The sequence below is a fragment of the Streptomyces sp. NPDC020490 genome (assembly GCF_044335305.1).
In the GTDB taxonomy this organism is placed as follows: Bacteria; Actinomycetota; Actinomycetes; order Streptomycetales; family Streptomycetaceae; genus Streptomyces.
Map to the genome: position 1 here is coordinate 623343 of NZ_JBIRUY010000001.1, position 24190 is coordinate 647532.

Consider the following 24190-nt stretch of genomic DNA (forward strand, 5'->3'; position numbering starts at 1 on the left):
GGAGCCGTTCGCGGCCCCCGCGGTGCGATGGATCAAAGCACGCGGCGGCGCCGGGCCTCCAATCAACCACCCGTCCCACCAGGGCACTTGCCGCACAGGCGGCGCATTCCGTGAGGGCGCGCGCACGGCTCGGTGGCGACTTCTTCACAGCCGTCACGCCATCGTCGCGCGCCAGGACTTGCGGCCGCGGAGCCGAATCCGGCACTCCCGCACCAACGGCGTGCGGAGGACTGCCGGGGTGTGCAGATCCTCCGCACGCCGTGCCCCGCTCGGGCATTCGCTGTGCAGATTCGCTGAAGCCACGATTCCGCCGCCGATGACGGACGGAGAGTGACGTGCCGGGTGCGGATCGTGTCAGCCGAGGAGGGCGTAGACCGTGCTCGCGCGCGCCGCGAGTTCGCCGGACGCCTCGTCGGTCATGGTGATGTCGGCGAACGCCATGCGCCGGCCCAGCTTGGTGAGGACCGCCTCGATCAGGACATCCGAGCCCGTCACCGCCCGCTGGAACGACGTCGACTGCTGGACCGTCGTCATCGGCACGAAGGCCCCCCGCGCGGCCGACACCGCGATCACGGTCGCCGTGTCCGCCGCCGCCATCAGCGCCTGCCCCGACAGGCCGCCGCCCTCCCTCGCCAGCCGCTGCGACCAGGGCAGCCGCAGGATCGCCCGGTCGTCGCCCAACGCCTCCACGCTCAGTGCGAGTTCGAGGACCCATGGGGCGAAATTGTCAGTGAGGATCTTGTCGGCCTCGGCCGTGCTCATCGTCATATGGGGGATTGTTCCCGACGCGGCCCGGCGGGATGAGGCCGGTGGCCGATTCGGCATGGTGCGCCCCGCGCCGGCAAACGGAATTGAACGCCCCGCTCGACCCGTGCGTACCAACAGCCATCCAGGCGCCCCGAACAGCTGCCGAACGGCGGCACGGACTCCGGTCCCTCAGGAGGTCGAGAAGTTTGAGTCACAAGCGAATTCCGAAGCGCAAGGCCGCGATCGCGGCGGGCAGTGTCGTGGCGCTCGGTGCGGCCGCCATCCTGCTGCCGAACGCCAACGCGTCCCAGGACGGCGCCTCGAACGGCGCCGCCGCCCCCAAGACCCTGAAGGCGGCGGACGCCTCGGATCTCGCCTCGCGGCTGCAGAGCATGCTCGGCGACGCCTTCGCGGGCTCCTACTACGACGCCGGCAGCAAGCAGCTCGTCGTCAACGTCATATCCGGCGACGGCAACAACGCGGTCGTCCAGGCGAAGAAGGCGGGCGCCACGGTCCGCGAGGTCGACAACAGCCTCGCCGAACTCCAGGCCGGAGCACAGACGTTGAAGGCCGACGCGACCATCCCCGGCACCGCCTGGGCCGTCGACCCGAAGACGAACAAGATCGTGGTCACCGCCGACAGCACGGTCACCGGTGCCAAGTGGGACAAGGTCGAGTCCACCGTGCAGAGCCTCGGTTCGGGCATGGCGACGCTGAAGAAGTCCGCCGGGACGTTCAAGACCTTCGTGTCGGGTGGCGACGCCATCTTCGCCCAGGCCGGCGGCGGCACCGTCCGCTGCTCCCTCGGCTTCAACGTCACCGCGAGCGACGGCAGCCCCGCCTTCCTGACCGCCGGTCACTGCGGAGTGGCGGCGGCACAGTGGTCCGACTCCCAGACCGGTCAGCCCATCGCCACCGTGGACCAGGCCACCTTCCCCGGCGAGGGCGACTTCTCCCTGGTGAAGTACGACGACCCGAACACCCAGGCCGCCAGCGAGGTCAACGTCGGCGGCGGGCAGACGGTCCAGATCGCCAAGGCCGCCGAGGCCACCGTCGGCGCACAGGTCTTCCGGATGGGCAGCACCACCGGCCTGCACGACGGCACGGTCACCGGCCTCGACGCCACCGTCAACTTCCAGAGCGAGACCGACCCGAACGGCGTGGACACCGTCACCGGCCTGATCCAGACCGACGTCTGCGCCGAGCCCGGCGACAGCGGCGGCTCCCTCTTCACGCAGGACGGCAGCGCGATCGGTCTCACCTCCGGCGGCAGCGGCGACTGCACGACCGGCGGCGAGACCTTCTTCCAGCCCGTCACCACCGCACTCCAGGCGACCGGCGCGACCCTCGGCGACGCCGGTGCGGGAGCCGGCGCGGGCGCCGGTGACCAGGCGGGCGGCGGCGACGCGGTCGGCGGCGGGATGGCCGACCCGTCCGCGACGGCCGCCGACCCGTCCGGCGCCGCCGGTCAGTCCGGTGCCGGTGACCAGTCCGGTGCCGGTGACCAGTCCGGCGCCGCGGCCGGGGACGGCTCGCAGCTCACCGAGACCCACTGATCGGCCTCACCCGCGGTTCCGGCCGACAGTGGACGGTCCGGCCCTTCGGCGGGAGGGCCGGACCACGCCGTGTCACGCACCGCCCGGCGGCGTCGGCCGCCCCTTCGTCCGGAGCAGCAGCAGCGCCACGTCGTCCAGTCGTTCCCGCGCCGCCGCGCTGTGCTGGAGCAGATGGTCGGCCAGCTCCTCCAGAGGCCGGTCGCCCGCCCGTGCCAGCTCCCGCCCCAGGGTGGTGAGGGCGGTGTCGATGTCGACACCGGGCGACTCGACCAGACCGTCGGTGTACAGGACCAGCACCGAACCGGGGGCGAGGTCCACCTCCGTCGCCGGGTAGCCGGCCGAGCCGTCGACGCCCAGCAGCGGACCGCCGGCCAGGTCGAGAACCCGCACCCGGCCGTCCGGCTCCCGCAGCAGGGGCGGCGGATGGCCCGCGCGGGCCATCACGGCGCGCCCGTCCGCCGGATCGAGCCGGAGGTACAGACAGCTGGCGAACAGGTCGGCGCCCAGGTCGATCAGCAGCCGGTCGGTGCTGCGCACGACATCCCCGGGCGCCTGGCCGACGGCCGTGTACGCCCGTACGGCGGTACGGATCTGCCCCATCAGCCCGGCCGCGGTGACGTTGTGCCCCTGTACGTCCCCGATCACCGCCGCCGCCCCGCCCGGGGTCGGCATCAGGTCGTAGAAGTCGCCGCCGATGTCCATGTCCTTGGTGGCGGGCAGGTAGCGCGCGGCGGCCTCGACGCCGGGCAGCGGCGGCAACGAGCGCGGCAGCAGCGCCTGCTGCAGACCGTGCGCCAGCCGGTGCTTGGCGTCGTACAGCAGGGCGCGCTCCAGGGCATGCGCGATCAGCCCGCCCAGGCTGGTGAGGACCGCCCGCTCGTCCGGGGGGAAAGGGTGCGGCCCGGCGTAGGAGAGCACGCAGACGCCCACCGGACGCCCGGAGGCGATCAGCGGCAGGTACGCCCACGCCCCGAAACCTTCCGGTGCCGCGTACCGCGCCGGGTACAGACGCTCCAGGTCCTCCCGGGACTCGAAGAACGCGGGCACGCCGGTGTTCAGCGCCTGCGCGCCCGGCGCCCGCTCGCTCAGCGGCACTGCCTCGAACCGCTCCGCGAGATCCGCCTTCCGGTGGCCGTGCTGCCCCAGCACGTGCAGCCGGCCCGCCCGGGAGCCGAGCACGGCCAGGGCCTGGCTGCCCACGGCGGGCGCGATCTCCTCCGCCACGACCCGCACCACGTCCCGCACGCCCGCCGCCTCGGTGAGCGCGCCGGCCAGCGAGAGCACCTGCGAGATGGTGACCAGCCGGGGCGGGGCGTGCCCGGTCCGCGGACCGGGCCGGTTCGTCTCCGCCACGGCCCGCGCCCGGGTGATGCGCAGGCTGAGCCCCGTCCTGCCGGGGTAGAGCCGGAACGAGAGCCAGTCGCCGGGCGGGCGCAGCGCCAGGAACGACGTGCTGTGCCGGCTGAACAGCGCGGCCCGGTACCGGTCCTCGTACACCGGGTCGTCGAGCCAGGGCACCGCCGCCCATAACTGCGCGCCGAGCAGGGCGCCGACCGGGACGCCGATCAGCTCGGCCGCCGCCGCGTTGGCGTAGCGGACCCGCCCGTGCAGGTCCAGGGAGCACAGCCCGTACGGCAGCCGCGCCGCCATCCGCGCCGCCTCCACCGTGCCCAGCGTCTCGGCGACCGCGCTCGTCGGGGCGGCCAGCAGGTCGGGCTCCGCGGGCAGCGGGCGGCTCTCCTTCAGGGCCCGCTCCAGCCGCGTCGCCAGCCGGTCGCAGGACGCGGTCAGGTGGTTGCGGTCCCGCTCGGTCAGCTCCGGCGTGCGCGAGCCGGGCCAGATCAGGAACAGCGCGCCGTAGGGCCTGGCCGCGGTGGCCACCGGCACCGCGGCGAGCGCGAAGGGATAGGGCAGCACCACGGAGATGCGGGGATAGCGGCGCGCCATCTCCTCCTCACTGCCCACCCAGACCAGCCGGCGCTCGCGCAGGGCCTCGGCCATCGGGATCGGCGCGTTCAGTCCCACCCGCTCCCACGGCGCGGCGAACGCCCGGGGCAGCCCCGCCATCACCGCCATCTCCAGCACCGGCGCGTCGGCCGCCAGCAGGTACACCGCGCCGGAGTGCGCGTGGACCTCGTCCATCATCGACGCCAGCGCCAGGGAGAGCAGCGGGCGGCCCACCCGTGTCCTCGTCGACGCCGGCGCGGGCGCCCGCCCGTCGGACACACCGACCACCTCCTCGCACACGGCCGGGCGACGGGGTCCAGCCTCGAATCTCCCTCGCGACGTCCGGACGCGCACGGTGCGAGCGATCCGGTCGGCAGGTGACCGGCAGGTTACCGGCACACGGGTGCCCGCCACGCAGTGAATCCGCCGCCGTACCCCGAAGGCCCCGACCCATGCCCCCTCAGTCGATGCGTGCCGAGATGCGCGCGCGCCACGTTCGCGCCCCCGCGCACCCCGATGGCCGGTTCTGCGTTCCTGAAGACTGTCATGAACGCCAACAATGGGGCACGCACTCAACACCGCTAAACCGGCGACGGCAGGCTGAAGGGACGGCAGTGATCCGGGTACTTCTGGTGCACGACGCGTGTCTGGTGCGATCGATCCTGGCGGAGTGGTTACGAAGGGAACCCGACCTGGCGGTGGAGGAAGCGCCGTGGCACAGCGCCCCGGGGCGGGTGCGGGCCCTGCGGCCCGAGGTGTGCGCGGCGGACCTGGAAGCCTCGGACTCCGCCGCCCCGCCGCCGCTCGCGGACCTGCGCCCGGGGCTGCCGGGCCGGCCGGCCCCGAACCTGCTCGTGCTCGCCAGCGCGCACCGGCCCGGTCTGCTGAAGCGGGCGGCCGAGGCGGGCGCGCTCGGCTACGTCGACAAGGGCGGCTCGCCGCACCGCCTGGTGCACGGCATACGGCGGGTCGCCCGAGGGGAACGTTTCGTCGACGACTCGCTCGGCTTCGGCTTCCTCAAGGCCGCCGAGATGCCGCTGACCCGGCGGGAGCTGAGCGTGCTGTCACTCGCCGCCGCGGGGGCCTCCATCGCGGAGATCGCCGGAAGCCTCCACCTGTCGCACGGGACCGTGCGCAACTACATGGCGGCCATCACGCGCAAGACCGGCGCCCGCAACCGCATCGACGCCATCCGCATATCCCGGGGAGAGGGCTGGCTGTGACCGGCCGTCCGGCGCCGGCCCCCAGCTGCCGACCAGCTCGCGGTACAGGTCCGAGGAGCGCAGCAGCTCGTCATGGGTCCCGTACGCCGTCTCCCGGCCGTCCATCACGAGCACGCGGTCCGCGCGGCGGGCCGAGCTGATGCGGTGGGCGACCACGACCAGCGTTCCGCCCGGCCGGCCCGCGAAGGCGCGTTCCGCGCGTTCCTCGGCCGGCGGATCCAGATGGCAGGTGGCCTCGTCGAGCAGGGCGAGCGGGGCGGGCGACAGGTAGGCGCGGGCCAGCGCGATCAGCTGGCGTTCGCCGGCGGACAGCGCGGCCGGGTCCACCTCGGCGCCGGGGCCGCCGAGCGCCTCGACGAGCGGCGTGAGCCCGACCGCGTCGGCCGCCGCGAGCAGTTCGCGCTCGGGCACCGGCCGCGGGCGCAGGTGCCCGAGGTTGTCGGCCAGGGTGCCGGTGAACACGTACGCCTCCTGCGGGATGAGCACCCGCCGGGCCGCGGCCGCCGCCGAGGGCACCGGATGCCCGAGCACGCGGATCGTGCCGCGGCTCGGCGCCAGCACCCCCGCGACCAGGGCGGTGAGCGTGGACTTGCCGATTCCGCTGGGCCCGACGACGGCCAGGTGGGAGCCGGCGGGCAGCTCGAGGTCGAGGCCGTCGATCACCGGCGCGGCGCGGGGGCCGTAGGCGAAGGCGACGGAGGAGAGGGTGAGGGCGGGGGCAGGTGCGGGGGCGGGGACGGGCACGGTGCTGCCGGCGCGGCCGGAGCCCGCGTGTGCGCCGGGGGCGGCAGGGCCGTCGGGGGCGCCGTGGCCGTCACCGCGGGTGACACGGCCGTCATCGGGCGCGTCGCGGACGTCGGGTGTCGTCAGCCGGCGCAGGACCACCGTCAGACGGGAGCCGCTGGTGCCCAGACCGTGGACCAGGTTGCGCAGGGCGGGCAGCAGGGACTGGGTGACGTAGGCGAGCGCGCCGACCAGGGCGCCCGTGGTCACGCCGTGCGCCAGCAGCCAGGGCGCCGCGGCGAGCAGCAGCACGATCGGCAGCTGGCCGCCGACCGCGAGGGACGCCACCCGCAGCACGCCGAAGCGGGCGAGGGAGCGGGCGGCCCGCAGCTCGGCCTCCACCCGCGTGCCGGTGTCGGCGGCGATCCGCGCCTGTGCTCCCGTCGCCGTGATGTCCCGCAGCCCGGGGCAGACCTCGCCCAGCCGGGCGGCGAGGGCCTCGTCGGCGGCCAGGAACGCCTCCTGCCGCCGAGCCAGCGGGCGCAGCGTCGCCGCGAACAGGGCCACACCGGCCGCCAGCGGAGGCCCGACGACCAGCAGCAGCACGGGGGCGAGCGAGAACAGGCCGACGAGCGCGCCCGCGGCCGTGAACACGAACGCCCGCGACACCATCACCAGCCCGGCGAAGGTGTCCCGCGCGATCTCCACCTGCTGGGTGAGCCCCGACAGCGCCGCGCCGTCCGCCCGGCGCACCCCGCGCTCGACGACCCGCCGCACCAGCCGGTCCCGCAACGGCTCGACGAGCGCCGCCACGGCCGCGTAGACGCGCGCCGTCCCGTACGCGCCGAGGACGACGCCGAGTCCGGCCGCACCGAGCCAGGCGAGCCCGACGTCCGCGCGCCCCCGCAGGAACCCCGCGTCGAGGGCGCGCGCCGGGGCGTAGCCGGTGAGGAAGGTCTGCGCCGTCTCCAGCGCCGACCACATGCCGAGCCGAGCCACGACCCGCCACCGAGCACGCAGGAACCGCAGCCCACGCGGCCACACCCCACCGCCCGCCGCCCCGCCGTTCGTCGCTTGGCCGGTCGCCGTCTCCCCGTTCGTCACACGGCCGGTCGCCGTCCCGCCGTCCCTCACCTCGCCGGTCGCCGTCCCGGCGCTCGTCGCCCGGCCGTCCGTCACCCGGCCATTCGTCACCCGGCCGTCCGTCACCTGGTCGTGCGGGCCGTTCGTCACCTCGCCGTCCGTCATCCCGTCGCTCCGTCCGCGAACACCGCCCGGTACTCCGGCAGTCGCCACAGCCGTGCGTGTGGGCCCACCGCTCGTATCCGGCCCGCGTCCAGCCAGGCCACCGTGTCCGCGCGGGCCGCGGTCGCGGCGCGGTGGGCGACCAGGAGCCGGGTGCGGCCCGAGCCGCGGTCCAGCAGCGCCCGGGTGATCCGGGCCTCGGTGACGGTGTCCAGGCTGGAGAGCGCGTCGTCGAGGATCAGCAGGCGCCCGTCGTGCGCGAACGCCCTTGCCAGGCCCAGGCGTTGGGACTCCCCGCCGGAGCGGGGCGCGTCGGCGCAGGCGGTGGCGTACCCGTCCGGCAGCCGGCGCACGAAGTCGTCGGCGCAGGCCGTGCGGGCGGCCTCGCGGATACGCGCGGGGGAGGGGGAGACAAGCCCGAGGCCGATCGCGTCCGCGACCGTGGCGCCCAGCAGCGCGGGCCGCTCGAAGGCGTAGCCGACCGCCCGGCGCAGCTCCTCGTGGGTCAGCTCGCGCAGCGGCACCCCGTCCAGCAGGACCTCGCCCGCCTCGGGATCGGCGAGGCGCCCGGCCAGGGCGGCGAGCAGCGACTTGCCCGCCCCCGAGCGGCCGACGACCGCGAGAGTCGTCCCGCCCGGCACGATCAGGTCGACCCCGTCGAGCACGGTGCGCCCGCCGCGCCGGGCGGTCACGCCGCGCAGCTCCAGCCGGCCCGGCCCGTCCGGCAGCCGGCGCGAGCCGTGGACGGGGGCGGGCTGTGCGAGCACCTCGCCCAGGCGGTCGGCGGCCGCCCGGGCCCGGGCCAGGCTCGCGAACTGCCCGACCAGTACGCCGACGCCGGTCGCCAGCACCGCGTACCGGGAGGCGGCCAGCACCTCGCCGACCGACAGCCGGTGCCGCACGAGCAGCACCCCGGCCACGGCGACGACGCCGAGCTGCAGCAGCGGCGCCACGGCGACCGCCCGGGCGGCGGCCCGGCCCTGCACCCGCCACATGCGGTGCCCGGCGTCGGACAGTTCGGGCAGGGGCCGCAGCACCCGTGCCGCCTCCTTGTCCTGCGTGCCCGCCGCCCGGACCGTGCGGTGGCCGGCGACGGCCTCCGCGAGCGCGGACGCGATCCGCCCCTGCACCCGCTGGTAGTCGGCCACGCAGCGGGTGGTGTCCCGGGTGAACGCCCGCAGCAGCAGCGTGAGCACGGGCGCCCCGGCGAGGAACACCACCGCCAGCCACGGGTCGATGAGGCCGAGCGCCGCCATCCCCCCGAGCGGGCCGGCGAGCGCGGCGAGCAGCGCCGCCCGGGCGGCCGGAGCCGTCCCGGCCTGCGCCGCGTTGCCGACGAGCCGCGCCACCAGGTCGCCGGAGCCGAAACGGTCGGCGGCCCGCGGGCCCACCGCCAGCACATGGCCGGTCAGCCGGCGGCGCAGCCAGGCCGTGGTACGGGCGTCGACGGTGCCGGCGAGCACGCTCTGGCAGGCGTCGAGCAGCGCCAGCAGCAGCACCAGCCCGGCACAGACCAGCACCCAGCCGGTCGCCGGGGCGTGCGCCAGCAGCAGGTCCAGGGTCCGGCCGAGCGCGGCCGGCAGCAGCAGTCCGCCGCCGGTGGCCGCCACGCTCACCAGGCACAGGGCCACGCAGCGGGCCGCGCTGTGGCGGGTGGCGGGGCGCATCACGTCGGGGGCGTGCCCGTCCTCGGCACGAGTGGTCATACGGCCGCGGCCTCGCATCCGGGATCGCAGGAATGCGCGCAGGACCCCGGGCGGCCCCCTCCCCACGGGAGCGGACCGCCCGGAGCCTCAGGCGCTGGGTCGCGTCAGAGACAGACCAGAACGCTCGCGGCGCTCACGCAGGAGAGCAGGCTCACCGTGCTCGCGCCGCCGTCGGTGCGCTCCTCGGACTCCATCGTCTGCAGGTCGAGCAGTGCCATGTGGGTTTCCTTTCACTGGGTTGACCCTTGAATCCCTTGATGGGGACGGGGTTGTGTCACGACTCCGTCAGATCGCGGAGCCGCGTTCGGTGGGCCGCCGCAGGGGCGGCAGGAACGGCAGGTGCGCCTCGGCCTCGCCGTCGAGGGCCGCCGCGAGCGCGAGCAGACACCCTGCCGTTCCGGTGGCGAGGTCCATGGACAGCCGCATCATCTGGTTGCCGGGGAAGGCCAGTTGGCCCTCGTACGCCATCGCGTACCAGCCGAGCGCGTCGATCTGCTCGGCGCGGCGCCGGTCGGTGGCGTCCGGGTGCGTGGTGCGGCTGAGGTGCAGGATCATCCCGGCGCGGCCCTGGAAGAGCCCGGACTGCGCGTAGAAGCGGGACGTGGCCGCGGTCAGGATGCCGGCCCGGGCCTTGTCGAACTCGGCGTCGGCGGCGTGGGCGAGGTAGTCGTCGAGGACCATGCCGACGCCGGCACTGCCGTCGCCGAGGTACGGCAGCGTCCGCCAGCCCTCGTCGACCTCCAGGCCGTTGCCGTTCTTCTGGACGACGCAGAGATCCAGGTCCCGGCGCAGGGCGACGGCGGCCGCGTCCAGCAGGTCCCGCTCGCCGGTCAGCTCGTACTGCCGCAGCAGGAACAGCGCCTGGCCGCTCGCGCCGCGCAGCAGTCCCGCCCGCCGCCGTTCGGCGGCCGGCTCCCCGAGCCGTCGCACCAGGATCCGCGCGGCCTCGGCCGCCCGTTCGCGCAGCTCCGGCTCGCCCGTGCGGCGGGCGAGTTCCCCGAGGACCAGACCCAGCCCGGCGAGGCCGCCGTGCAGGTCGGAGGACAGGTTCTGCCACCGCTCGGCGAGGACGCCCCCGACGATGTCCAGGGCCCGCTGCCGGTGACCGAGCAGGTCCAGGACGTGGGCGACGCCCGCGAGGCCGTCGTACAGCCCGAGCGGCGTGCCGGGCGGGGCGGGGTCGGTGCGGGCCAGGAGCCAGCGCTCGCCCTCCTCGTACCGCTCGCCGCCGCCCCGGGCCAGCGCGTACAGCACACCGGCCGCGCCGTGGGCGAGCCCGAGCCCGCCGCCGTCGGAGAACTGGGCGATGTCCCCCGGGAAGAGCCGGTCCTCGCGCTCCGGGGTGGCCGAGGCGAGGATCGCCTTGACCATCGAGTCCCGGCTGTGCGGCCAGTCGCCCGGTCGCACGAACGCCGGCGACCCCACGGCCGTGCCCCGGGTGATCTCCGCGACGGCCTCCTCCAGGAAGCCGGCGGGCACGTCGGGGAACTGCTCCGCGATCACCTCGGCGAGATGCGCCGCCTTCCCGCGGTCCACCACGAACAGCGTCGTGACCGGCAGGAACAGGGCGAGCCGCAGGCACGCCAGCGCGTAACGGTCGACGTCGGCGCCGGTCCGGTCGGGCGGGGCGAAGAAGCCGGGGTGGGCGACGACCTGCCGGGCGCCCTCCGCCACCGGTGCGGCCGCCTCGAAGTCGATCAGGTGCACCGACTCCTCGTCCGGGGCGACCATGATGTTGAAGACGTGCAGGTCGTTGAAGACGATCCCGCGCGCGTGCACCGCCTCCACAGCCCGCTCCACCGCCCGGTGGATGCGCACCGCCCACCGCGTGTACGCGGCGACCGCGTCCGGGTCCGGATCGGGCGAGAGCAGCGGATGACGCAGGGCGAAGTAGGAGTTGAGCGGGCGCCCCTCGAGGAAGTCCATCACCAGGAACCGGTGGTCGCCCAGCGTGAACCAGTCCCGCACCTCCGGGACCACGCCGGTGCCCGCCACCTGTTCGAGCGCCTGCTTCTCCCGCTCCAGCCGGGCGATCGCGTCGGCCCCGTCGGCGGCCAGCCCCGCGTGCGGCCGGCCTTCCTTCAGCACGACCTTCCGCCCGTCCCGGGTGTCGGTGCCCACGTACACCCCGCCGCCGTTGGAGAAGTGCAGCGCCTTCTCGATCCGGTACGGCAGCTCGCCCACCGTCGTGGTGTTGCGGGCCTGAAGATGCGGCTGGAGGAACGACGGCAGCGTCACCCACTCCGGCACCTGGAACGACGGCGCCCGCCGGTCCGGCACCGCCCGCCCCTCGCCGTCCCGCACCGCCAGCACCAGCGATCCCCGCTCGTCCACGACGTAGGTGCGCGCGAACGCGCCGTAGCGGACGTACAGCGGACCGTCGTACCAGCGCAGGTCGGTGAGGATGTACGGCCCCTCGAAGCCCTCCAGCAGCCTGCCCAGCTCGCGCAGCACGAGGTGCAGCTGCTCCTCGTCGGCCGGGTAGACGGTGACGAACTTGCCGCTCGTGTCGCGCCCCGCGTACTTGGTGTTGCGCAGGTGCAGCAGGTGCGGACCCGGCACGAACTTGAAGGGGATCCGGCGCGGCACGCAGTAGTCCCACACGATGCCGGCGATCCGCTCCGCGTTCTCCCGGGTCGCCGAGGCGTGGATCTTCCAGCCCTGCGCCGGGCCCGCGAGCGGGCTCCCGTCCGCGGCCGACGGCGTCAGTGTCAGCCAGTCGCCGCTCCGCGCCGCGTCCCAGCCCTCGGGCACCTCGCGACGGGCCGTCTCGTACAGCGCCGTGTCCTGCCCGGCCGCGGACAGCCGGTCCGGCGTCTCGTAGAAGTGTCTGTCGGCGAGCGCGTACACCTCGTACCGCTTGTCCATCGATCCCCCCTCGGTGGGCCGGTCTCGAGACTTCCAGCCGGCCGGCGGGCCCGACAGTCACGCCTGTCACGAGTGCACGGTGCGATACGCACGGGTCAAGACCTGTTCGGTCTGTTCGAGTGCCGGGGGTGCCGGACGGCCGCGGAACCTTCACGGGGGCTGCGCGGGCGCCGGATACGCGCTGTAATGACGAACGTGGTCAGTGAGGGCGCTGCGGAACGCAGAACCGGAAGCCTGCGTGCCGAAGGTGCCCTGAAGGTGCTCATGACCGGCCGGGACGCGCCCGAACGGGTGCGCCGCGTGCTGGAGCAGGCACTCGTCTTCGCCGGGGCGGCGTTCGCCGCCGTGTACGCCCCGTCCGAGGACGGCGACCTGCTGTGCCTGGCCGAGTCGGTGGGCGTGCCCCGGACCCTGTTCGGGCTCCGCGACGGCTACCCCCGCTCCGGGCGCTCCCCGGTGGCCGACGTCCACCGCACCGGCCGCCCGGTGTTCCTCGGGCCCGAGCAGGTCGCCGAGTGCGCCGACTTCCGGCGCACGCCGTCCCCGGAGTTCCACGTCGCGGTCCTGCCGGCGCGCGCCGACGACGGGGGCGGCTGCCTCGTCGCCGTCAGTGTCCGGCCCGGGGGCTTCGGCGCCGAGGACCGCCGCACCCTGGAACTGGTCGCCGAGGCCGTCGCCCTGCCTGCCCCCGAGCAGGCCGCGGAGGGCGAGGCGCTGCCGCCGGGGTCGTTCGTCCTCGCCACGGACACCGGACGGATCGAGGTCGGCGACGGCATCCTGGAACTGGTCGGCCTCACCCGGGAGGAGTTCGACGGCAAGGCCGAGACGCTGCTCGGACTGACCGTGCCGGAGGACCTGCCCGCGCTGATGTCCGTGGTGGAGGCCGACCACATGCCCGCCGGCGAGCGCGAGCTGGAGTTCCGGGTGCTGCAGCCCGAAGGCCCGCCGAAGTGGCTGCGGCTGCGCGGGCGGCTGCTGCCCGGCGGGGACGGCCGTCCGGTCCGGTTCGTCGGCACGGTCGTCGACGCCTCCACGCTGCGCTCCGACGTCACCGACGTCGCCCGGGTCCAGCGGCTGGCCGCCGCCCTGGCCACCGCCGGCACCGTCCGCGACGTCGGCCAGGCCGTGGTGGCCGCCCTGCGCAAACCGCTGCGGGCCGACCGGATCGCGCTGGCGGAGCTGGAGGGCGACCGGCTCGTGGTCACCGTCCTCGACCCGCCCGAACCGGAGTCCTGGCCGGAGCTGTGGCGGCAGGAGTGGCGTTCGGAATGGCCCGACGCCCCGGTGCGCGCCATGCCGACCCTGGCCGCCGCGCTGCGCGAGGGCCGCACCCAGATCTGGCCCGCGGGCACCGCCCTGGAAGCCGCCCTCGCCGGCATCGGACCCGGCGGCCTCGCCGTGCTGCCGCTGCCCGCCGGCAACCGGATGGCCGGCGCCTGCCTGATCGGCTGGGACGCCCCGCACGACTTCACCGCCGACGAACGCGCTCTGCTCACCGCCTCCGCGGGCCTCGCCGGGCAGGCCCTGATGCGCGCCCACGCCTTCGACGCCGAGCACGAACTCGTCGGCATGCTCCAGCGCCAGCTGCTGCCCCGCCGCCTGCCCCCGCTGCCCGGCGCGGTCGCCGTCGCCCGCTACCTGCCCGCCACCGCCGGACTGGAGGTGGGCGGCGACTGGTACGACGTGATCCCGCTGCCCGACAACCACGTCGCCCTCGTCATCGGCGACGTCCAGGGCCACAGCACCGCCGCCGCGACCCTCATGGGCCAGATGCGCACCGCGCTGCGTGCCTACGCCGTCGAGGGCCACCCGCCGGACGTCGTCGTCTCGCACGCCAACCGCCTGCTGGCCGACCTGGAGACCGACCTCTTCGCCACCTGCGCCTACGTCGACATCGACATGGAGGAGGGCGCCGCCTGGTACGTCCGGGCCGGACACCTGCCGCCGGTGCTGCGGCACCCGGACGGGCACGCCGAGGTCCCGGACGCCGAGGGAGGACCGCCGCTCGGGGTGCTCACCCAGGCGCGGTTCCCGATGAGCCCGCTCAGGCTGCAGCCCGGGACGGTGATCGCCCTGACCACGGACGGCCTCGTGGAGTCCGCCGACTCCGACATCGACGAGGGCCTCGCCCGTCTCGCCCGCGAACTCGCCGCCTGCGGCCCCGACGATCTCGGCGCCGTCGCCGACACCCTCCTCGGCGGCGCCCACCGGGCCGACGACATCGCCCTGCTCCTGCTGCGCTACGACGGCATGGCCCTGCGCCCGCTGCGCGAGACATGGACGGTCTGGCGCGTGCCGGAGGCCGCCGGACACGCCCGCCGCTTCACCCGGCGGACCCTGCGCGTCTGGGGCCTGTCGCGGGACGACCTGGACACCGCCCTGCTGGTGGTCTCCGAACTCGTCACCAACGCCCTGGTGCACACCGACGGCCGTGTCCGCCTCGACCTGACCCTGCTCAGTGGCCGGCTGCGCGTCTCGGTCGCCGACTCCTCCCCCCGCACCCCCGTCAAGCCGACCAGCATCGGCTGGGAGGCCACCGGCGGGCGCGGCATCCTCCTCGTCGAGGCGATGTCGCTGTCCTGGGGCACCGTGCCGGTCAGCGGCGGCAAACAGGTGTGGGCGGAGCTCGCGGTCGGCGGCCCGTGACCCGAACGCCGAGGCTGTGGGAAGGTCCCCTCACGGGGCCTGTGGTGTCCGTGTGCCGCGTTTGGCCGAATCCCTGCCGGGGACTCGTGAGGACACCGCGGACGAGCGGTGGGCCCCGGCCCCGTGCGGGCGGGGAGGCAGAACGCGCAGCAGAAGGAAGATGAAGTGCCGTGACGTCGCAGACCAGTGACAAGCCCGTCGACCGCGATCCCGAGACCGGCTGGCGGGAAGCCCGCCGCCTGCGGGGGAAGAGGGTCGTGCGGACCTGCGTCCCGGCCGTCGTGGACGACAGCCCCACCCGGACGGCGCAACTGGGCCCGGACTGGAACATAGTGCGGGGTGAGGACTGAACACACCCCGGACGGCAGGCGTCACCGCCGCCGTCGGACGCCCCGGCGCGGCATCGCCGTAACGAACCGGCCACATCTGTCCCGATCCCCTTGCCGGGATCGCGGCTATGGTGAAGCAGATGAAGGCTCTCGTGCTGTCAGGCGGTGCTGGTACACGACTCAGGCCGATCACGCATACGTCGGCCAAACAACTCGTGCCCGTGGCCAACAAGGCCGTGCTCTTCTACGGACTGGAGTCCATCGCGGACGCCGGGATCACCGAGGTCGGCGTCATCGTCGGGGACACCGCCGCCGAGATCCAGGAAGCGGTCGGCGACGGCTCCAAGTTCGGTCTGGAGATCACCTACATCCCCCAGGAGAAGCCCCTGGGCCTGGCCCACGCGGTGCTCATCGCGCGGGACTGGCTCGGCGACGACGACTTCGTGATGTACCTGGGCGACAACTTCATCGTCGGCGGCATCACCGCCCTCGTCGACGAGTTCCGCCGGAACCGGCCGGACGCGCAGATCCTGCTCACGAAAGTGGCGGACCCCCGCTCGTTCGGCGTCGCCGAACTCGACGCCGCCGGTCAGGTGGTGCGCCTGGAGGAGAAACCCGAACATCCCAAGAGCGACCTCGCGCTGGTCGGCGTCTACCTGTTCACTCCGGCGATCCACGACGCGGTGCGCGCCATCCGGCCCTCCTGGCGCGGGGAGCTGGAGATCACCCACGCCATCCAGCACCTGATCGACCAGCGCGCCGACGTGCGCAGCACCGTCATCGAGGGCTACTGGAAGGACACCGGGAACGTCGTCGACATGCTCGAGGTCAACCGGACGGTCCTGGAAGGCGTCGAGCGGCGCATCGACGGCGACGTCGACGAGGCGTCGGAGACGGTGGGGCGCGTGGTGGTCGAGGAGGGGGCGCACGTGGTGAACTCCCGCCTCGTCGGCCCCGTCGTCATCGGCGCCGGAACCGTCGTCGAGGACTCCTACGTCGGCCCCTACACCTCGGTCGCGGAGAACTGCCGCATCACCGACAGCGAGCTGGAGTTCTCCATCGTGCTGCGCGACTCCTCGATCAGCGGGGTGGGCCGGATCGAGAACTCGCTGATCGGCCGGCACGTCGAGGTGACGCCGGCCCCCAGCGTGCCCAGCGCCCACCGACTCGTCCTCGGCGACCACAGCAAGGTGCAGATCCACACATGAATCTCCTCGTCACCGGCGCCGCCGGCTTCATCGGCTCCCGCTACGTGCGTTCCCTGCTCGACGACGACGGCCCGGGCGCGCCCCGGATCACCGTGCTGGACAAGCTCACGTACGCCGGCACCCTCGACAACCTCGATCTCGACCACCCCCGTCTGCGGTTCGTGCAGGGCGACATCCGCGACGCCGAGCTCGTCGAAAAGCTCATGGCCGACGCGGACCAGGTCGTGCACTTCGCCGCCGAGTCCCACGTGGACCGCTCGATCACCGGGGCGCAGGACTTCGTGCTGACCAACGTGGTCGGCACGCAGACCCTGCTGGACGCGGCCCTGCGGAACGAGGTGGAGACCTTCGTGCACATCTCCACCGACGAGGTCTACGGATCCGTCGAGACGGGGTCCACCACGGAGGAGGCCCAACTGCGGCCCAACTCCCCCTACTCCGCCTCGAAGGCGTCCTCCGACCTGCTCGCGCTCGCCTACCACCGCACCCACGGCCTGGACGTGCGGGTCACCCGCTGCTCCAACAACTACGGCCCGCACCAGTTCCCCGAGAAGGTCGTCCCGCTGTTCGTCACCAACCTCCTCGACGGCGAGAAGGTCCCCCTCTACGGCGAGGGACTCAACGTCCGCGACTGGCTGCACGTCGACGACCACTGCGCGGGCGTGGAACTGGTCCGCGCCGAGGGCCGCCCCGGCGAGGTCTACAACATCGGCGGCGGCACCGAACTGACCAACAGGGAACTCACCGGCCTGCTGCTCGAGGCGTGCGGCGCCGGCTGGGACCGGGTCGAGCACGTGGCGGACCGCAAGGGACACGACCTGCGCTACTCCGTCGACTGGAGCAAGGCCCGCGACGAACTCGGCTACCGCCCGCGCCGCGACTTCACCGCCGGCCTCGCCGAGACCGTCGCCTGGTACCGGGACAACCGCGCCTGGTGGGAGCCGCTCAAGCGGCGCGCGGCGCCGCGGGAGACGTCATGAGGTGGCTGGTCACGGGGGCCGGCGGCATGCTGGGCCGGGACATGACCGACGTACTCGACCGGCGCGGCGAGCCGGTGACGGGACTGGACCGGGGCGCCCTCGACATCACCCGGTACGACGCCGTCGCCGACGCGATCGCCGCGCACCGGCCCGACGTGGTCGTCAACTGCGCCGCCTACACGGCGGTCGACGACGCCGAGACGGACGAGGACCGCGCGCTGCGCGTCAACGGCGACGGACCGCGTCACCTGGCCCGCGCCTGCGCCGCGGCCGGCGCCCGCCTGGTCCACGTCTCCACCGACTACGTCTTCCCCGGCGACGCGACCACCCCCTACCCCGAGGACCACCCGCCCGCCCCGCGCACCGCCTACGGCCGCACCAAGCTCGCGGGCGAACGCGCCGTGCTGGAGGAACTCCCGGACACCGGCGTGATCGTGCGCACCGCTTGGCTCTACGGCGTCCACGGCCGTAGCTTCGTGCGCACCATGATGGATCTCGAAGCCCGTCGCGCCACCGTCGACGTGGTCGACGACCAGCGTGGGCAGCCGACGTGGAGCGCGGACGTCGCCGCACGCGTGGCCGACCTAGGCCCGCTCATGGGCCGCGGCGTGAGCGGTGTCCTGCACGCCACCAGCTCCGGCGAGACCACCTGGTACGACCTGGCCCGCGAGGTGTTCGACGTCCTCGGCGCCGACCCGGACCGCGTCCGCCCGGTCGGCAGCGCGGCCTACCCCCGGCCCGCGCCCCGCCCCGCGTACAGCGCCCTCGCCCACGGGCGGTGGCGGGAACTCGGCCTGCCGCCGCTGCGCGACTGGCGCGCCGCCCTGCACGAAGCTCTGCCTCACATCCGCAAGGAGTCCCTTCGTGAAACGCCATGAGTTCCTGCGGGAACTGCACAAGGTCAGCGCGAACCGCAACTACCTGGAGATCGGTGTCAACGACGGCCGCAGCCTGAAGCTGTCGCGCGTGCCCAGCATCGCCGTCGACCCGGCCTTCAAGGTGGTCACCGAGATCCGGTGCGACGTCCACCTGGTCAAGGCCACCAGCGACGACTTCTTCGCCCGCGACAACCCGCTCGCGCACCTGCGCGGTGGCCGCCACCCGCTGCGCAACCTGCGCCGCGGCCGCGCGCCGTTCGGCTACTGGCGGCGCACCACCCTGGACCTGTCGTTCATCGACGGCATGCACCTGTTCGAGTACGCCCTGCGCGACTTCATGAACGTCGAGAAGCACGCGGACTGGTCGAGTGTGATCGTCTTCGACGACATGCTGCCGCGCAGCGTCGACGAGGCGGCCCGCGACCGGCACACCACCGCCTGGACCGGCGACGTCTACAAGGTCACCGAGATCCTGGGCCGCTACCGGCCCGACCTGGTCACCGTCCTCGTCGACACGCGGCCCACCGGGCAGCTCGTGGTCTTCGGCGCCGATCCCCGCAACAGGGTGCTGCACGACAAGTACGACGAGATCATCGCCGAGTACGAGGTCCCCGACCCGCAGAAGGTGCCGGAGGCGGTCCTGGAACGGGTGCAGGCGGTCAAGCCCGAGGCGCTGCTGGAAGCGGACTTCTGGCGCCCCCTGGTGCGGGCCCGCAACCGCGGCCTGCGGCGGTCCCGTGGCTGGGAGCCCCTGCGCTCGGCCCTGGACCGGCTCGCCGTCAGCCGCTGAACCGGTTCGCGGTCAGCCGCGCGCCGTCAGTCGCTGAACGCCCCGCCGCGCAGCTCCTTGTACCGGGCGACGCAGGCCTTGTACGACGGCAGCAGCCCCGTCCGCTCGGCCTCGGCCAGCGACGGGGCCTCGGCGTCCTTCGGCGACAGCACCGGGGTGACGCCCTCGGGCCAGTCGATGCCGAGGGCCGCGTCGAGCGGGTGCACGCCGTGTTCCCGCTCGGGCGCGTAACCGGTCGAGCACAGGTACACCACGGTCGCGTCGTCGCTGAGGGCCATGAAGGCGTGCCCCAGGCCCTCCGCGAGGAACACCGCGTGGTGGGTGCCGTCACCGAGGCGCACCGCCTCCCACCGCCCGAAGGTGGGGGAGCCGGTGCGCAGGTCGACGACCACGTCGAGGACGGTGCCGCGCACGCAGGTGATGTACTTGGCCTGTCCGGGCGGCACGTCGGCGAAGTGCACCCCGCGCAGTACGCCCCGCCGGGAGACGGAGCAGTTGGCCTGCGCGAGCGCCAGGTCGTACCCGGTGGCCTCGCGGAACTCCTCGCCGCGGTACCACTCGTGGAAGGTGCCCCGCTCGTCCGGGAAGACCTTGGGCTCCAGCACCCACGCGCCGGTCATCTCCAGTGATCGCACGCCGTCACGCCTTTCCCGCTCGGCCCCGGTCCGATTTCCTGCCCAGGGCGACGGCGAGCATCCGCCGCGCCCCGCGGACCAGCCGCCGTACCGTGCCGGGCCGGGGGGTCCGCACCACGCCGACCGACCGGCCGTCGCCGCTCAGGGACAGCGGCAGGGGCAGGAAGCGGGGTTCGGCGGCGTCGGGGGCCGGGCACAGGGTGGTGCGCCAGGTGGCGCCGCCGAGGTCCGCGACGGGCAGCGCGGCCTCCAGGAGGGCTCCCTCCCCGGCCGGTGACAGGGTGCCGGGCGCGTCCACGGAGGCGTCCGGCGAGGTGAACCTCAGCAGCACCGCGGTCTCGCCGGGGACGTGCAGCGGCACCGGCGCGCTGAGCCTGCCGCCGGAGACGACGGTGTCGTCGGGGGAGAGACGGTCGAGCCCCAGGCGCTTGCCCGCCCGGTCGACGTCCAGGGAGAGGTAGCCGTGCCGGTCGGTCCAGTACGGCAGGACGACCCGGTCCGCGACGACACCCGCCGACGCGGCCGCGCGGGCCTTGCGCGGACCCGGCCCGACACGGCACTCCTTGGTCCAGCCGCCCAGCCTCACCCGGGCGTGGGCGTCCCACAGCCCGCCGCGCAGCGGCTCGCCGCCCGCCGCCGCGGCCGGGTCGACGGTGGCCGACGCGCGCAGCACCAGCCGGGTCCGCGTGCCGTCGTCCCCGGCCGGCATGATCTCCCGGGTGAGTTCGACGGGCTGGAAGTACTGGGCGGCGGTGGAGCGTTCGCGCAGCAGCAGGTCCGCGGTGGCCGTGCCGAACCGGGCGAAGGAGTCCGCGCACACCCAGGCGATCGCCTCGGCGACGTCCAGCGGAGCGCCGTCCAGCGGGGCGGGCGCGGCGCCGCCGGGGAACAGCAGCGGCGTGCCGCCCGCGGTGAACTCGGCGGCGAACTCGATCCGCAGTGTGCCGTCCGCCCATGCGACGCGGGCGGGTTCGGCCGACAGGGCGACGCCGGCCTCCCACTCGGCGAAGGCGACGACGTCGTCGTAGCGGTCGGCGGCGATCAGCGCGGCGACGACCTGCTGGGTGGGCTGCAGTCCGGCGGCGACGCCGGGGCCGAAGCGTTCCTTGGCGACGTGGTGGATCTCCTCGAACAGCCCCCGCCGGAAGTCGTCGGGCTGGGCGAGGAAGCGGCGGCCGCGCAGCCGCTCCACCATCTCCACGCGCAGCCAGCGCCGGTAGAGGCCGTCGCGCAGCGGCCCCGGCTCGGTGTACCGCTCGACGACGTCCAGGGCCTCCCGGAGGTTCTCGAAGTACCCGACCGGGTCGAAGCGCTGGAAGCCGGCGTTGGAGGAGTCGTCCCGGCGCACGTGGTAGTAGCAGACGTAGTCGCTGAGCACGCTCACGTTGTCCGCGCGCAGGAACGCCTCGGCCACGAAGACGTGGTCCTCCAGCCGCCGCCGGCCCTCCGGGAAGCGCAGGCCGATGCGGTCCAGGAACTCCCGCCGGAACATCTTGTGCGGGGTGAGGCTGTCGATGAGCGGGGCGTTGGCGACGGAGGCGCGGGGCCGGTTGCGGCGGAACAGTTCCACCGGGACCGCCCGGCCGCGGCCGGCCATCTTGCCGACGACGACGTCGGCGCCGTTGGCCACGCCGTAGTCGTACATCCGCTCCAGGGCCTCGTGGCCCAGATGGTCGTCGTTGTCGACGAACATGACGTACTCGCCCCGCGCGGCGGCGATGCCGACGTTGCGGGGTTTGCCCGACCAGCCGGAGTTCTCCTGGTGGATGACGCTCACCCGGGACTCCTCGGCGGCGAGCGCGTCGAGCCGGGCCGGGGTGCCGTCGGTGGAGCCGTCGTCGACGAAGATCACTTCGTATTCGTCGGGTGGCAGCGACTGCCTCAACAGCGAGTCGATGCAGTCCTCGATGTAGGTCCCCGGGTTGTACACGGGGATGATGACGCTGACCTTGACCGGCATCGGGCTTCCGAGCCCCCTCGGTTCACTCGCCGTGAATGATCGGATACGGGTGGCCAGATGCTAACTCCGCCGAGCGCCCCGTCCCACTCCGGACCGGCTGTGAGAGCGCCTGCCGGGGCCGCGTCGGCCCTGTGTCCTGGCCGGAGACTCCAGTATCCCGGACGTCGCGTCCCGCTCGCCCGACCGGGGGACCCCCCGCGCGCCGCCGCGGCGCCGGGGATGATCCGGACGACAGGCCTAGGCTGCCCCTGTGCGCCTGCTCCTGATGTCCGACACCCACCTCCCCGGGCGGGCGAAGCGGCTGCCCGCGCGGCTCCTCGCCGAGATCCCGCGCGCCGACGTCGTCCTGCACGCCGGGGACTGGGTGGACACGGCCACCCTCGACCTGCTGGAGGGCCTCAGCCGCCGGCTCGTCGGGGTGTACGGCAACAACGACGGGCCGCAGCTCCGCGCACGGCTGCCCGAGGTGGCGTACGCCGAACTCGGCGGTCTGCGCTTCGGCGTCGTGCACGAGACGGGATCCGCGCGGGGGCGCGAGGCGCGCTGTGCCGCCCGGTTCCCGGACCTCGACGTGCTGGTCTTCGGGCACAGCCACATCCCCTGGGACACCACCGCCCCGACCGGACTGCGCCTGCTCAACCCCGGTTCCCCGACCGACCGCCGGCGCCGGCCGCACTGCACCTACCTGACCGCCGCCGTGGCCGACGGCCGGCTCACGGACGTGGAACTGCACCGGCTGCCCCCGGGGTAGGCGTGCCGACGGGGCGTACAGGCCGGGCGCGTCCGGACTTACCGTGGAGTCAGCAGTGTTGACTGTGTCCGGACATGGCTCGACTGTAGTGGACATGCCAAACATGTGCGCTCGTCTGCTCGCCGTTCTGGTGGTCCTGTGCGCAGCCGTCACGGCGACGGGTGCGCCGCCCGCCGCCGCCGCGAGCCTGCCCGGCTCGCTCTGGTTCGACGGGACGCCGCTGACCGTGGCCGACGGCCGTCTCGTCGACGGCACCGGCCGTGAGATCGTGCTGCGCGGCTACGACGTCTCCGGCGAGACCAAGCTGGAGGAGAACGGCGGGCTGCCCTTCGCCTCCGTCGCCGACGCGAGGAAGTCCGCGACCGCGCTGCGCGCCCTGGGAGGCGGCAACGCGGTGCGCTTCCTGCTGTCGTGGGCCCACGCCGAACCCGCACGCGGCCAGGTCGACACCGCGTACCTGGCCGCCGTCACCGACCAGATGCGCGCCTTCCTCGACGCCGGCATCCGCGTCTACCCCGACTTCCACCAGGACCTCTACTCCCGGTACCTCTTCGACGAGGGCAGCTGGTACACCGGCGACGGCGCCCCGGAGTGGGCCGTGGCGGCCGGGGGCTACCCCGAGGAATCCTGCGGCATCTGCTTCTTCTGGGGCCAGAACATCACCCAGAACAAGGCCGTGCAGCAGGCGCAGTACGACTTCTGGTACAACGCCCACGGCCTGCAGGACGCCTTCCTCGCCACCGCGCAGACGGCCATGGCGTACGTCGAGCAGCACGTCAGCGACGCGGAGTTCGCCGGTGTCGCCGGCTTCGACCCCTACAACGAGCCGTATGCCGGGAGCTACGACTCGGGCCGGACCAGCCGCGCCTGGGAGCGGGACCTGCTGTGGCCCTTCTACCAGCGGTTCCGGGCCCGGATGGACGCGGCGGGCTGGCAGGACAAGCCGGCCCTCGTCGAGCCCAACCTCTTCTGGAACGCCAACATCGACTCCCAGAAGCAGGAGGGCGGGCTGCTCGACGCCGGAACGCTCGGCTCCCGCTACGTCTTCAACACCCACTTCTACGACCAGAAGGCCATCTCCGGGATCCTGATGTGGGGCAAGGCGGCCGACGGGCAGTACACGAGCGACTTCGGCGCGGTCAGGGACCGTGCCGCGGCCGCCGGGACGGCCGCGGTGGTCAGCGAGTTCGGGCACCCGCTCGCCGGCACGGTCTCGGACAAGGCGCCGACCGTCGTCAAGGCGATGTACCAGGCGCTCGACTCCCGGGTGCCGGGCGCGAGCTGGTGGTCGAAACCGGCGAGTTCCGGCCCGGTGCTCTCCGGCACGCAGTGGCAGTGGGACATCTACAGCGGACGCCACCACGAGCCGATGAACGGCAATCCCGGCAAGGTGCTCACCTCGGGTGACGCCTGGAACGACGAGGACCTGTCCGCCGTCCGCCTCGACGACGCCGGCACCGTGACGCTGCGTCAGGACGCCCGGCTGCTGGACCGGCTCTACCCGAGCGCCACCTCCGGCGCGACGGCCGCCTTCACCTACGAGGACCGCTCCCGCGACGGCTCCACGACCCTGACCTGGAACCCGGTGCCGAGCTCGCTGCCCAACGTGGCCCAGCTCGTGGGGTCCGGACGGTACGGGCTGCTGGTGTGGCGCTCGGGCGGCGGCTCGGCGCCCACCGAGCTGCACCTGCCGGCGTCGTTCCCCACGTCCGCCACCACCGTGGTCTCGGACCTGGGCACGGTGTACGCCCCGCCGGAGTACACCGCGTCGACCCCCGTCGCGGTCGCCGCGGAACCGGGCGGCACGGGCAGCCGGCGGCTGCTGCTCACCGACTCCGACGCGGGCGTCCTGCACTACGCGCTGGTGACCGACGGCGCCTCCGCGCCGTCGGCGGCCCTGCTGGGCGCGGCGCGGTCGGAACTGTCGGCGTGGGCGGCGGCGCACTTCTGACGCACAAAAGGTCCCGGGCTCCGGCCCGGGACCTCCCGCGCGTGCCG

The 24190-nt window shown here is 74.1% G+C and carries 17 protein-coding genes and 1 pseudogene; 10 read left to right on the forward strand and 8 right to left on the reverse strand.

Annotated features, from left to right (window positions below; translation table 11 throughout):
* Nucleotides 1-354: 354 nt before the first annotated feature.
* Nucleotides 355-768, reverse strand: a complete 414-nt coding sequence (locus tag ACH4ZX_RS02820) for a PaaI family thioesterase (protein ID WP_398266367.1) — start codon at nucleotides 766-768, stop codon at nucleotides 355-357.
* A 185-nt stretch (nucleotides 769-953) separates the two neighbouring features.
* On the opposite strand from ACH4ZX_RS02820, the gene ACH4ZX_RS02825 reads away from it, so the two are divergent.
* Nucleotides 954-2303 carry a S1 family peptidase gene (locus ACH4ZX_RS02825; protein ID WP_398266370.1) on the forward strand — a complete coding sequence of 450 codons (1350 nt, stop codon included), beginning with the start codon at nucleotides 954-956 and terminating at the stop codon, nucleotides 2301-2303.
* 72 nt (nucleotides 2304-2375) lie between these two features.
* Here the strand turns inward: ACH4ZX_RS02825 and ACH4ZX_RS02830 are convergent, their stop codons facing one another.
* Nucleotides 2376-4538, reverse strand: a complete 2163-nt coding sequence (locus tag ACH4ZX_RS02830; RefSeq protein WP_398266373.1) for a SpoIIE family protein phosphatase — start codon at nucleotides 4536-4538, stop codon at nucleotides 2376-2378.
* A 191-nt stretch (nucleotides 4539-4729) separates the two neighbouring features.
* Here ACH4ZX_RS02830 and ACH4ZX_RS02835 point away from each other — a divergent pair.
* A pseudogene (locus ACH4ZX_RS02835) lies at nucleotides 4730-5389 on the forward strand (LuxR C-terminal-related transcriptional regulator); the annotation flags it as partial.
* Here ACH4ZX_RS02835 and ACH4ZX_RS02840 read toward each other — a convergent pair.
* The 4 genes from ACH4ZX_RS02840 to lanKC all read right to left on the reverse strand — a co-directional run bounded on the left by ACH4ZX_RS02840 (nucleotide 5315) and on the right by lanKC (nucleotide 12015).
* On the reverse strand, nucleotides 5315-7180 hold the full coding sequence (locus ACH4ZX_RS02840; RefSeq protein WP_398266685.1) for an ATP-binding cassette domain-containing protein: 1866 nt from the start codon (nucleotides 7178-7180) through the stop codon (nucleotides 5315-5317). The pseudogene ACH4ZX_RS02835 and the gene ACH4ZX_RS02840 overlap by 75 nt on opposite strands.
* 260 nt (nucleotides 7181-7440) lie before the next feature.
* Entirely contained in the window at nucleotides 7441-9147 is a 1707-nt protein-coding gene (locus ACH4ZX_RS02845; protein WP_398266376.1) for an ABC transporter ATP-binding protein, read from the reverse strand.
* Nucleotides 9148-9251: 104 nt separating this feature from the next.
* Entirely contained in the window at nucleotides 9252-9365 is a 114-nt protein-coding gene (locus ACH4ZX_RS02850) for a SapB/AmfS family lanthipeptide (protein WP_398266379.1), read from the reverse strand.
* Between the two features lie 67 nt (nucleotides 9366-9432).
* Entirely contained in the window at nucleotides 9433-12015 is a 2583-nt protein-coding gene (gene lanKC, locus ACH4ZX_RS02855) for a class III lanthionine synthetase LanKC (protein ID WP_398266382.1), read from the reverse strand.
* 186 nt (nucleotides 12016-12201) lie between these two features.
* Between lanKC and ACH4ZX_RS02860 the strand changes: the two genes are divergently transcribed.
* The 6 genes from ACH4ZX_RS02860 (at nucleotide 12202) to ACH4ZX_RS02885 (ending at nucleotide 18846) form a co-directional block, all read left to right on the forward strand.
* Nucleotides 12202-14661, forward strand: a complete 2460-nt coding sequence (locus ACH4ZX_RS02860; protein ID WP_398266385.1) for a SpoIIE family protein phosphatase — start codon at nucleotides 12202-12204, stop codon at nucleotides 14659-14661.
* Between the two features lie 170 nt (nucleotides 14662-14831).
* Nucleotides 14832-15011, forward strand: a complete 180-nt coding sequence (locus tag ACH4ZX_RS02865) for a hypothetical protein (protein ID WP_360750653.1) — start codon at nucleotides 14832-14834, stop codon at nucleotides 15009-15011.
* 119 nt (nucleotides 15012-15130) lie between these two features.
* Nucleotides 15131-16198, forward strand: a complete 1068-nt coding sequence (locus ACH4ZX_RS02870; protein ID WP_398266390.1) for a glucose-1-phosphate thymidylyltransferase — start codon at nucleotides 15131-15133, stop codon at nucleotides 16196-16198.
* Nucleotides 16195-17178, forward strand: a complete 984-nt coding sequence (rfbB, locus tag ACH4ZX_RS02875) for a dTDP-glucose 4,6-dehydratase (RefSeq protein ID WP_398266393.1) — start codon at nucleotides 16195-16197, stop codon at nucleotides 17176-17178. The genes ACH4ZX_RS02870 and rfbB overlap by 4 nt, the downstream gene beginning before the upstream one ends.
* Nucleotides 17175-18056: a dTDP-4-dehydrorhamnose reductase gene (rfbD, locus tag ACH4ZX_RS02880; RefSeq protein ID WP_398266396.1), complete on the forward strand. Its 882-nt coding sequence runs from the start codon at nucleotides 17175-17177 to the stop codon at nucleotides 18054-18056. The genes rfbB and rfbD overlap by 4 nt, the downstream gene beginning before the upstream one ends.
* Nucleotides 18043-18846: a class I SAM-dependent methyltransferase gene (locus tag ACH4ZX_RS02885; RefSeq protein ID WP_398266399.1), complete on the forward strand. Its 804-nt coding sequence runs from the start codon at nucleotides 18043-18045 to the stop codon at nucleotides 18844-18846. Before rfbD ends, ACH4ZX_RS02885 begins: the two co-directional genes overlap by 14 nt.
* Nucleotides 18847-18872: 26 nt before the next feature.
* Here ACH4ZX_RS02885 and rfbC read toward each other — a convergent pair whose 3' ends face one another.
* Together rfbC and ACH4ZX_RS02895 are read right to left on the reverse strand one after the other, a co-directional pair.
* Nucleotides 18873-19466: a dTDP-4-dehydrorhamnose 3,5-epimerase gene (gene rfbC, locus ACH4ZX_RS02890; protein WP_398266688.1), complete on the reverse strand. Its 594-nt coding sequence runs from the start codon at nucleotides 19464-19466 to the stop codon at nucleotides 18873-18875.
* A 19-nt stretch (nucleotides 19467-19485) separates the two neighbouring features.
* Entirely contained in the window at nucleotides 19486-21441 is a 1956-nt protein-coding gene (locus ACH4ZX_RS02895) for a glycosyltransferase family 2 protein (RefSeq protein ID WP_398266402.1), read from the reverse strand.
* A 250-nt stretch (nucleotides 21442-21691) separates the two neighbouring features.
* Here ACH4ZX_RS02895 and ACH4ZX_RS02900 point away from each other — a divergent pair, with 250 nt between their 5' ends.
* The gene (locus ACH4ZX_RS02900; RefSeq protein ID WP_398266405.1) at nucleotides 21692-22192 is read left to right on the forward strand and encodes a metallophosphoesterase family protein; all 501 of its coding nucleotides are present in this window, start codon (nucleotides 21692-21694) and stop codon (nucleotides 22190-22192) included.
* 94 nt (nucleotides 22193-22286) lie between these two features.
* Nucleotides 22287-24143: a cellulase family glycosylhydrolase gene (locus tag ACH4ZX_RS02905; RefSeq protein WP_398266408.1), complete on the forward strand. Its 1857-nt coding sequence runs from the start codon at nucleotides 22287-22289 to the stop codon at nucleotides 24141-24143.
* Nucleotides 24144-24190: the final 47 nt, after the last annotated feature.

Coding starts and splice junctions, on each gene's coding strand:
- ACH4ZX_RS02905 (WP_398266408.1), top strand. CDS start 22,287: ATGCCAAACATGTGCGCTCGTCTGCTCGCCGTTCTGGTGGTCCTGTGC.
- ACH4ZX_RS02845 (WP_398266376.1), bottom strand. CDS start 9,147: ATGACCACTCGTGCCGAGGACGGGCACGCCCCCGACGTGATGCGCCCC.
- rfbB (WP_398266393.1), top strand. CDS start 16,195: ATGAATCTCCTCGTCACCGGCGCCGCCGGCTTCATCGGCTCCCGCTAC.
- ACH4ZX_RS02820 (WP_398266367.1), bottom strand. CDS start 768: ATGACGATGAGCACGGCCGAGGCCGACAAGATCCTCACTGACAATTTC.
- rfbC (WP_398266688.1), bottom strand. CDS start 19,466: ATGACCGGCGCGTGGGTGCTGGAGCCCAAGGTCTTCCCGGACGAGCGG.
- ACH4ZX_RS02870 (WP_398266390.1), top strand. CDS start 15,131: ATGAAGGCTCTCGTGCTGTCAGGCGGTGCTGGTACACGACTCAGGCCG.
- ACH4ZX_RS02840 (WP_398266685.1), bottom strand. CDS start 7,180: ATGTGGTCGGCGCTGGAGACGGCGCAGACCTTCCTCACCGGCTACGCC.
- rfbD (WP_398266396.1), top strand. CDS start 17,175: ATGAGGTGGCTGGTCACGGGGGCCGGCGGCATGCTGGGCCGGGACATG.
- ACH4ZX_RS02850 (WP_398266379.1), bottom strand. CDS start 9,365: ATGGCACTGCTCGACCTGCAGACGATGGAGTCCGAGGAGCGCACCGAC.
- lanKC (WP_398266382.1), bottom strand. CDS start 12,015: ATGGACAAGCGGTACGAGGTGTACGCGCTCGCCGACAGACACTTCTAC.
- ACH4ZX_RS02860 (WP_398266385.1), top strand. CDS start 12,202: ATGACGAACGTGGTCAGTGAGGGCGCTGCGGAACGCAGAACCGGAAGC.
- ACH4ZX_RS02895 (WP_398266402.1), bottom strand. CDS start 21,441: ATGCCGGTCAAGGTCAGCGTCATCATCCCCGTGTACAACCCGGGGACC.